We start from the raw sequence: 7886 nt of genomic DNA, 5'->3' as shown, positions 1-7886 counted from the left end.
ACCCAGACATGCGCGCACCAAAGAGCCCCGGCGCTCGGGGGAGGGCGCCGGGGCTCGTCTGTGGGGACGGGGCTGTTGCGGGTTACGCCGCCTCGTCGAAGCCCGTGTCGTGGGCCATCTTCTTCAGCTCCAACAGGGCGTGCTTCTCTATCTGGCGGATGCGCTCACGCGTGAGGCCGTGCTGCTTGCCGACTTCTGTCAGCGTGCGCTCGCGGCCGTCGACCATGCCGTAACGGGCCTTGATGATCGAGGCCGTACGGGGGTCGAGCTTGCCGATGAGGTCGTCCAGTTCCTCACGGCGCAGCACCGTCAGTACGGACTGCTCGGGCGAAGCGGCAGAGGTGTCCTCAAGCAGGTCGCCGAACTGGGTCTCGCCCTCGTCGTCGACCGACATGTTCAGGCTGACGGGGTCGCGTGCCCAGTCGAGAACATCGGTGATGCGCTCGGGTGTCGAGCTCAGCTCTGCGGCGATCTCCGCCGGCTCCGGGTCGCGGCCGTGCTCGCGGTTGAACTCGCGCTGCACACGGCGTATCCGGCCCAGTTCCTCCACCAGGTGGACGGGGAGCCGGATGGTGCGGGACTGGTCGGCGATGGAGCGGGTGATGGCCTGGCGGATCCACCACGTCGCGTAGGTCGAGAACTTGAAGCCCTTGGTGTAGTCAAACTTTTCCACCGCGCGGACCAGGCCCGCGTTGCCCTCCTGGATCAGGTCCAGAAGGGGCAGACCGCTGCGCGGGTAGCGACGGGCGACGGCGACCACAAGACGGAGGTTGGAGCGGATGAACACGTCCTTGGCGCGCTCGCCCTCGGCTACGACGGCCTCAAGGTCCTCGCGGCTCGCGGTGGCGCTGGGCGAATCCTTGGTAACCGGTTCTTCAAGGCCATCGAGGATCCTTCGCGCGTAGACACCCGCTTCTATCGCGAGTGACAGCTCGACTTCCTTGGCGGCATCGAGCAGCGGGGTACGGGCGATCTCGTCGAGATACATGCCGACCAGGTCGCGGTCCGCGACTTCGCTGCCTGCGGCTGCGCGAACACTGCTTGCCGTGTCAGAGACACCGGTCGCGCGCTCCTGACGACGGGCGACGGCACGGGTTGCCATGCGTGCTCCCTTGCGAGTGGTCTAAAACTGGCCTGGTGGCTAGCTCGGACACTCCCCGAGTGCCCGCCTTGCGTAGATGTCAACGGCTGGAAACCGGACTAAATTCCCAACTCGCGCAACATTTTTCCGATCATGCAGTACCCTGTGCGACCACCCACGCGGGCATGACGGTGACAGACCGCGCTAAGGCGCTGGTCGGAGCGGCATAGAGGCCGCCCACGGGCCACTCGGGGTCCCGCCGGAGGCGCCGCCTTCGGCCACCTTTCACCTGTCTAGACGGCGGACGTACCTCCTTGGTTGCGTGCCTGGTCACACGGACCCTCTGAGCAGCGCGGAAACTCCGCGGTTGCGCGGAAACGGCATGAGCCTGGCCCCCACTTCGAGTGCGGGGGCCAGGCTCATCAGGTGTCACGCCTCAGCCCGGCGGTCGTCAGGCTGTCGTGTACGCGCGGTGGCGGTCAGTGCATCGCCACCAGTACAGGCTCGTGCTCGTCGCCGTGTCCGTCGGCAGGCGTCTCGCCGTCGGCGGACCGGGCTGCGGCCGGGCCACCCGGCGCCCGGGTGTTCACGAGAACCCCGACGATGGCGGCGGAGACGAGCAGGATGCCCACGGCCCACGAGATCGCCGACGTGTAGCCGTTCACCATGGCTTCCAGCTTCAGCATGTGCTGGGCCGGCTTGCTGGTGGCGTCGGCGACGTGCGCGGCGACGTAGGAGGTGGTGGCGCTGGCGGCGATGGTGTTCAGCAGCGCGGTGCCGATGGCACCGCCGACCTGCTGAGAGGTGTTGACCATCGCGCTGGCCACACCCGCGTCGCTGGACCGTACACCGTGCGTGGCCAGGGACATGGCGGGCATGAAGGCCGTGCCGAGCCCCAGGCCGAGGAGCACCTCGGCGGGGAGGATCAGCGCCGGGTAGGAGCTGTCGACCTCAAGCTGGGTGAGCAGCAGCATGCCGAGTGCGGCGACGATGAAGCCGGGCATCATCAGCAGGCGCGGCGGTACCCGTGTCATCAGGCGGGCGCCGATCTGCGTGGAGCCCGTGATCATGCCGGCGACCATCGGCAGGAAGGCCACGCCCGTACGGACGGGTGAGTAGCCCTTGACGACCTGCAAGTAGTAGGTCAGGAAGAGGAACAGCCCGAACATCGCGATGGTCGCCAGGCCGAGCGAGAGGAAGACTCCACCCCGGTTGCGGTCGGTGATCACGCGCAGCGGCAGCAGCGGTGCCTTGACCTTCGCCTCGGTGAGGGCGAAGGCACCCAGGAGTACGACGGCGGCGATGAACATGCCGATCGTGCCGCCCTCGCTCCAGCCCTCGGACTCGGCGCGGGTGAACCCGTAGACGAGCGAGACCAGGCCGAGGGTCGAGAGAACGACGCCGGGCATGTCGAGGGAGGAACGGTTCCGCGAGGAGCGGGGTTCGGTGACCACGAGCACCGCACCGATGGCGGCGATCACGGCGAAGGGGATGTTGACGTAGAAGGTCCAGCGCCAGTCCATGTACTCGGTGAGCACGCCGCCCAGGATCAGGCCGATGGCACCGCCACCGCCCGCGATGGCGCCGTAGATGCCGAATGCCTTGGCACGCTCCTTGCCGTCGGTGAACATCACCGCGAGCAGGGACAGCGCGGCGGGTGCGAGTAGTGCGCCGAACGCGCCCTGGAGGCCACGGGCGGCGAGCAGCATGCCCTCGCTGGTGGCGAGGCCGCCGAGTGCGGAGGCGGCGGCGAAGCCGACGAGTCCGGTGACGAAGGCGCGCTTGCGCCCCCACAGGTCGGCGATACGGCCGCCGAAGAGCAGGAGTCCGCCGAAGGCGAGTGCGTAGGCGGTGATGACCCACTGCCGGTTGGCGTCGGATATGCCCAGGTCGGACTGGGCGGAGGGCAGCGCGATGTTCACGATCGTCGCGTCGAGGACGACCATGAGCTGCGCTATGGCGATGAAGGCTAGTGCCTTCCAGCGCCTGGGGTCTGGCCCGGCCTCCGTTGCGGCCGAGGTGGGTGCTTCTGGCATGGGTGTGCCTACCTCACGGTACGGAATGAGAAAAAGGGAACGTTCTTGGTCTGTAGAGGGATTTGTGCGCCAGAGGCGCGTACGAGCCCCCCGCGCCCGTACGGGCCGTCATGGGTCAGGGACCGCGAGGTCCGGGTCTGTGGTCTGGAAGCTCTGGAGCCACCTGAGCCGCGGAGGCGAGCTCGGGGCGCTGAGCTGTGGAGGTCGGAGAGGGCTGAGGGTTCAGAGGCCGACTACGGGGCGTGGGCGTGGCCGTCGGTCAGGGCCGCGAGCGTGGCCGGTCCGTAGTCGTGTCCGTCCGTCCGACCGTTCGTCCTTCCGGAGTGGAGACTCGGGCTGAGACCGGAATGAAGCGGAAATCCGCCGCTTTGCGGGAATCCGCTGCTTTTCCGCCCCGTGCCGTCCCTGGAGGATCCGTCCTGCGCGGGATCCGTTCAGTTCTCTTGTCGCAGGGCCTCCAAGGTCGCGGCGTGGCCGGGGAGTTCGGACTTGGCAGGAGCGCGTAGCCCGTCGAGGAAGAGCTGGACGTGGCGCTCGGCGAAGCGCTCGATGCGCCGGCAGGCGAGCCCGGGCAGTGGCCGGGTGAGCTGGCTGAGCGCTACCAGCACGTCACCGACGTCGATGTCGGTGCGTACCTTCCCCTCGCGCTGTCCGCGCTGGATCAGGTCCTGGGCGAGTGTCTCCACGCGCATACGCGCCTCCAGGCACTGCGGGTCCGAGGGGTCGAAGCCGCCCGAGAGCATCGGGCAGAGCGCCCCGACGCGCTCTTCCGCCGCCCCGCGGACGAAGCTTCGGAGCGCTTCGAAGGAGTCCTCTTCCTTGAGTGCCAGCTCCGCCCTGTCGGCGACCTTGCCGGTGACGAAGTCCACGACGCCGTGCACGAGTGCGTCACGGTCGGGGAAGTGGCGGTAGAGCGTGGCGTTGCCGACGCCGGCGCAGCGGGCGATCTCGTCGAGCGATGCGTCGGCACCGTTGACGACGAACGCTTCGCGTGCGGCGATGAGGATGCGTTCGCGGTTACGGGCGGCGTCCGCCCGCGCCCGGGGCTGCGCACCGCAGGTGCTGCCCTTCGCCGCGGTGGTAGTGGCGGCGGCCGTACCGGCGTGGCCCATACCTCGCTCCTCGTCCTCGTCGTGTGGTGTTGCCGTGGTCCCTGCGGATCACTGCCCCGTACGGCTGCTTGCGGTGCGGGGGTCCTGGATCCGGGGACCTAGTCCCCGTTTAGTGGGGACGCATATGCAAACGGGGACGCAGTCCCCACTTATTTCCCTGAGCGCTGTGACTCACCTCACGCGAAGGGTTTCGTCATGAACCCTCGCGGATCACCCCGTACACCCTGTCCTCCCACCGCCCGGGATGCGAGCGATTTTCCGTGCGCGATAAGTACCTTTAGCGGGCAAAGCAGGCACGAGTATCAGGAGCAGGGGAACGGAGTCCTCCATGGCAACCACAAACCAGGTCAAGGTCGCGGTCATCTACTACTCGTCGACCGGCACCGTCGCCGCACTCGCCAAGGAGATCGCCGCCACGGCCGGGCAGGCGGGCGCGGAGGTACGTCTGCGACGGGCGGAGGAACTGGCGCCGCAGGCGGCGATCGACTCGAACCCGGCCTGGGCCAGGAAGGCGCGAGAGACCGCGGACATCCCTGTGGCGACACCGGACGACGCCGACTGGGCCGACGCCGTGCTCTTCGGCAGCCCGACGCGCTACGGGAACATCACCTCGCAGCTCAAGCAGTACATCGACGTGCTCGGTCCGCTCTGGGCGCAGGGGAGGCTGGCCGACAAGGTCTACAGCGGCTTCACCTCGTCCGCGACGCTGCACGGCGGCCAGGAAAGCACGCTGCTTGCGCTCTACAACGCGGCGTACCACTTCGGCGGCATCATCGTGCCGCCCGGTTACACCGACGCGTCGAAGTTCGTGGACGGCAACCCTTATGGAACGTCGCACGTCGACGCACAGGGCGAGAACCCGGTCGACGAGACCGCCCTGACCGCGGCCCGCGTCCAGGCGAAGCGCGTCGTCCGTATGACCCAGGCGCTCGCCTCGGGCCTCGCGCAGAGCTGAACGCAGGGCCGTCCGGGCCTCTCCATGGCACCACTGGACTGGACCACTGAAGTACCGCGCGCCGTCTGGTCCGGCCGGTGCCACGCTGCGACGATGTGCTGCCGCATCCAGCGGTTTCCCCCACATGCACCACGTGCACACCGCCCGCCCATGTGAGGAGCGTTCCCGATGCAGCAGCACACCTCCCGTAGAAACGTCATCGCCGCTGTGGCCGGAGCCGCGGCGGCGATCGGCGTTCCGGCCTCGCCCGCCACGGCCGCGTCTTCCTCGCCGTCCTCGTCCTCCGCTTCTTCCGCTTTCTCCTCCTCGTACGCTTCGGGCCGCGCAGCACGCGCCCGGGCCACCGCGCTCGCCCGCCGTATGACGGTCGAACAGAAGGTGGGGCAGCTCTTCGTCGTCGAGGTGTACGGCCAGACCGCGGACGCCGAGCACGCCAAGAACCGTGAGCTGTACGGCGTCGCGACGCCCGCCGAGGTCGTGGCCAAATACCGTCCGGGCGGCGTCATCTACTTCGACGCCCGCCGGGGACCCGACAACGTACGGGAACCACACCAGATCGCGACCCTCTCCAACGGGCTCCAGAGGGCGGCCCTGCGCGCCGGTGCCCGTATTCCGCTTCTCGTCTCCATCGACCAGGAGGGCGGCAGCGTCGTCTACCGGATGCTGGAGCCCGCCACCCAGCTCCCCGGCAACATGGCGCTCGCCGCCACACGCTCCACACGCGACGCACGCGACTCGGCCGATGTCATCGGCACCGAGCTGAAGGCCGTCGGCATCAACCAGAACTACGCACCGTGTGCCGACGTCAACATCAACCCGGCCAACCCCGTCATCGGTGTCCGGTCCTTCGGCTCGGACACCGCGCTGTGCGCGGAGCTCGTGTCCGCCGCCGTACGCGGCTATCACGAGGGCGGCGTGGCCAGCGCCGCCAAGCACTTTCCGGGGCACGGAGACACGGACACGGACAGCCACACGGGCCTCCCCGTCATCACGCACACGCGCGAAGAGCTGGACCGTATCGACCTGCCGCCGTTCCGCGCGGCCATCCGGCGCGGCGTCGACACGATCATGACAGCGCATATCGTCGTCCCCGCGCTGGACCCCAGCAAGGCGCCCGCGACGATGTCCCGGCCCATCGTGACCGGCATGCTGCGTGAGGAACTGGGCTTCGACGGCGTCATCGCCACGGACGCGCTGGACATGGGCGGCGCGACCGGCGACTTCCCGCCGGACGTCGCCCCCGTGCGCGCCTTCCAGGCGGGATGCGACCAGTTGGTGCTGGCGCCGAAGCTGGACACCGCGTTCGCGGCTGTGCTCGGCGCCGTACGGTCCGGGAAGATCTCCGAGAAGCGGCTCAACGAATCCGTCATCCGTATCCTCGAACACAAGCTCCACCGCGACCTGTTCCCCTTCCCGTACGTGGACGAGGACCGCGCGGTGCGCGTGGTCGGCAGCCGGCGCCACCTGGCCAAGGCCCGCTCGATCACGGAGCGCACGGTGACTTTGATCCGGAACGAGAGCGGTGCTCTTCCGCTGTCGGCGGCTCCGCGCAAGGTGCTCGTCACCGGCTGGGGCACGGCGCCCCTCGGCAACCTCGCCCGCGCGGTGGACGCACGCCGGGACCAGTCGGCCACCACGCTGGAGACCGGAACGGCGCCCGACGCGGCCAAGATCGCCGCGGCGCGCGCCGCGGCGCGCGACCACGACGTCACGGTCGTTCTCACCAACGCGGCAGCGGCCGGGGCCGACAAGGGCGTCGCACAGGGCAAGTTGGTCGAGGCGCTGCGCGCAACGGGCAAGCCCGTTGTCGCCGTCGCTGTCCGCAACCCGTACGACATCCAGCGCTTCCCGCACGTGCCCGCCTACCTCGCCACCTACTCCTACGGCGCCCCGTCCATGACGGCCCTCGCCCGCGCCCTCTACGGCGACGTGAACCCCTCCGGCCGCCTCCCGGTCGCCGTCCCCTCGCTCTCCGACCCGGACCGGCCTCTCTACCCCTTCGGCCACGGCCTCAGCTACTAGTCCGGCGCCGCCGGCCCAGCCGCTCATGTCCCGCCGCTCGTACCCCGCCCACCGGGGTGCGAGCGGCGACGTGTGTCCGGGGCGGTCCGCCGATCCGGGGCACGGGCTCGGAGTGCGACTCCGGCATACGGGCTCGGAACACGGGCTCGGAACACGGGCTCGGAACACGGCTTCGGAGCGCGGGAGAATTACCCTGGGGGGGTATGGTAACTTCCCGTGGCAGAGGCAGAGAGCGCTCGATGCCGACCGGGACGGTCATGACGTGCGCCCGGCCATGAGTGCGACAGCTCGGCCTCCGCCACTCGATCCAACCAACCGGGAGAGCACCGACATGACTGAGAACAACACTCTCGAAACCACGGAGTCGACCTCGTGCTGCGGTTCGTGCGGGACCTCGGAGGCGTCGGACGAGCAGGCCACGGCCGACGTCCGTGAGGTCTTCCAGGTCCAGGGCATGACCTGCGGGCACTGCGTGACCGCCGTGACCGGCGAACTCTCCAAGATCGGCGGGGTTTCCGCCGTGGCCGTCGACCTGGCGAGCGGCCAGGTGACGGTCGACAGTGACAAGCCGCTGCAGGACAGCGATGTCTCCGCTGCCATCGACGAGGCGGGCTACGAGTTCGCCGGCCGGGCCGGCGTGTGACGGTTCACCCCTGACCGCGGCGTGGGGGGGGGGGCCC

General features: G+C 69.2%; 6 protein-coding genes. 3 read left to right on the top strand and 3 right to left on the bottom strand.

Annotated features, from left to right (window positions below):
• Positions 1 to 82: 82 nt before the first annotated feature.
• The 3 genes from NMN56_RS42705 to NMN56_RS42695 form a co-directional block, all read right to left on the bottom strand.
• Positions 83 to 1102, bottom strand: a complete 1020-nt coding sequence (locus tag NMN56_RS42705) for a sigma-70 family RNA polymerase sigma factor (protein ID WP_274047965.1) — start codon at positions 1100 to 1102, stop codon at positions 83 to 85.
• Between the two features lie 458 nt (positions 1103 to 1560).
• On the bottom strand, positions 1561 to 3117 hold the full coding sequence (locus tag NMN56_RS42700; RefSeq protein WP_274047964.1) for an MFS transporter: 1557 nt from the start codon (positions 3115 to 3117) through the stop codon (positions 1561 to 1563).
• Between the two features lie 434 nt (positions 3118 to 3551).
• Positions 3552 to 4229, bottom strand: coding sequence for a TetR/AcrR family transcriptional regulator (locus tag NMN56_RS42695; protein WP_274047963.1), 678 nt, complete (start codon positions 4227 to 4229; stop codon positions 3552 to 3554).
• 328 nt (positions 4230 to 4557) lie between these two features.
• Here NMN56_RS42695 and wrbA point away from each other — a divergent pair, with 328 nt between their 5' ends.
• From wrbA to NMN56_RS42680, 3 genes are all read left to right on the top strand, one after another.
• The gene (gene wrbA, locus NMN56_RS42690) at positions 4558 to 5184 is read left to right on the top strand and encodes an NAD(P)H:quinone oxidoreductase (protein WP_274047962.1); all 627 of its coding nucleotides are present in this window, start codon (positions 4558 to 4560) and stop codon (positions 5182 to 5184) included.
• Positions 5185 to 5352: 168 nt separating this feature from the next.
• A complete protein-coding gene (locus NMN56_RS42685; protein WP_274047961.1) occupies positions 5353 to 7206 on the top strand; it encodes a glycoside hydrolase family 3 protein in 1854 nt (617 codons plus the stop codon).
• 331 nt (positions 7207 to 7537) lie between these two features.
• Positions 7538 to 7849: a heavy-metal-associated domain-containing protein gene (locus NMN56_RS42680; protein WP_274047960.1), complete on the top strand. Its 312-nt coding sequence runs from the start codon at positions 7538 to 7540 to the stop codon at positions 7847 to 7849.
• The last annotated feature ends 37 nt before the right edge of the window (positions 7850 to 7886 follow it).

Source organism: Streptomyces iconiensis (assembly GCF_028657195.3).
Taxonomy (GTDB): domain Bacteria; phylum Actinomycetota; class Actinomycetes; order Streptomycetales; family Streptomycetaceae; genus Streptomyces; species Streptomyces iconiensis.
The sequence above is the reverse complement of the archived record's forward strand: the minus strand, read 5'-3'. Positions and strand labels throughout refer to the sequence as shown.

Coding starts and splice junctions, on each gene's coding strand:
- NMN56_RS42705 (WP_274047965.1), bottom strand. CDS start 1,102: ATGGCAACCCGTGCCGTCGCCCGTCGTCAGGAGCGCGCGACCGGTGTC.
- NMN56_RS42700 (WP_274047964.1), bottom strand. CDS start 3,117: ATGCCAGAAGCACCCACCTCGGCCGCAACGGAGGCCGGGCCAGACCCC.
- NMN56_RS42695 (WP_274047963.1), bottom strand. CDS start 4,229: ATGGGCCACGCCGGTACGGCCGCCGCCACTACCACCGCGGCGAAGGGC.
- wrbA (WP_274047962.1), top strand. CDS start 4,558: ATGGCAACCACAAACCAGGTCAAGGTCGCGGTCATCTACTACTCGTCG.
- NMN56_RS42685 (WP_274047961.1), top strand. CDS start 5,353: ATGCAGCAGCACACCTCCCGTAGAAACGTCATCGCCGCTGTGGCCGGA.
- NMN56_RS42680 (WP_274047960.1), top strand. CDS start 7,538: ATGACTGAGAACAACACTCTCGAAACCACGGAGTCGACCTCGTGCTGC.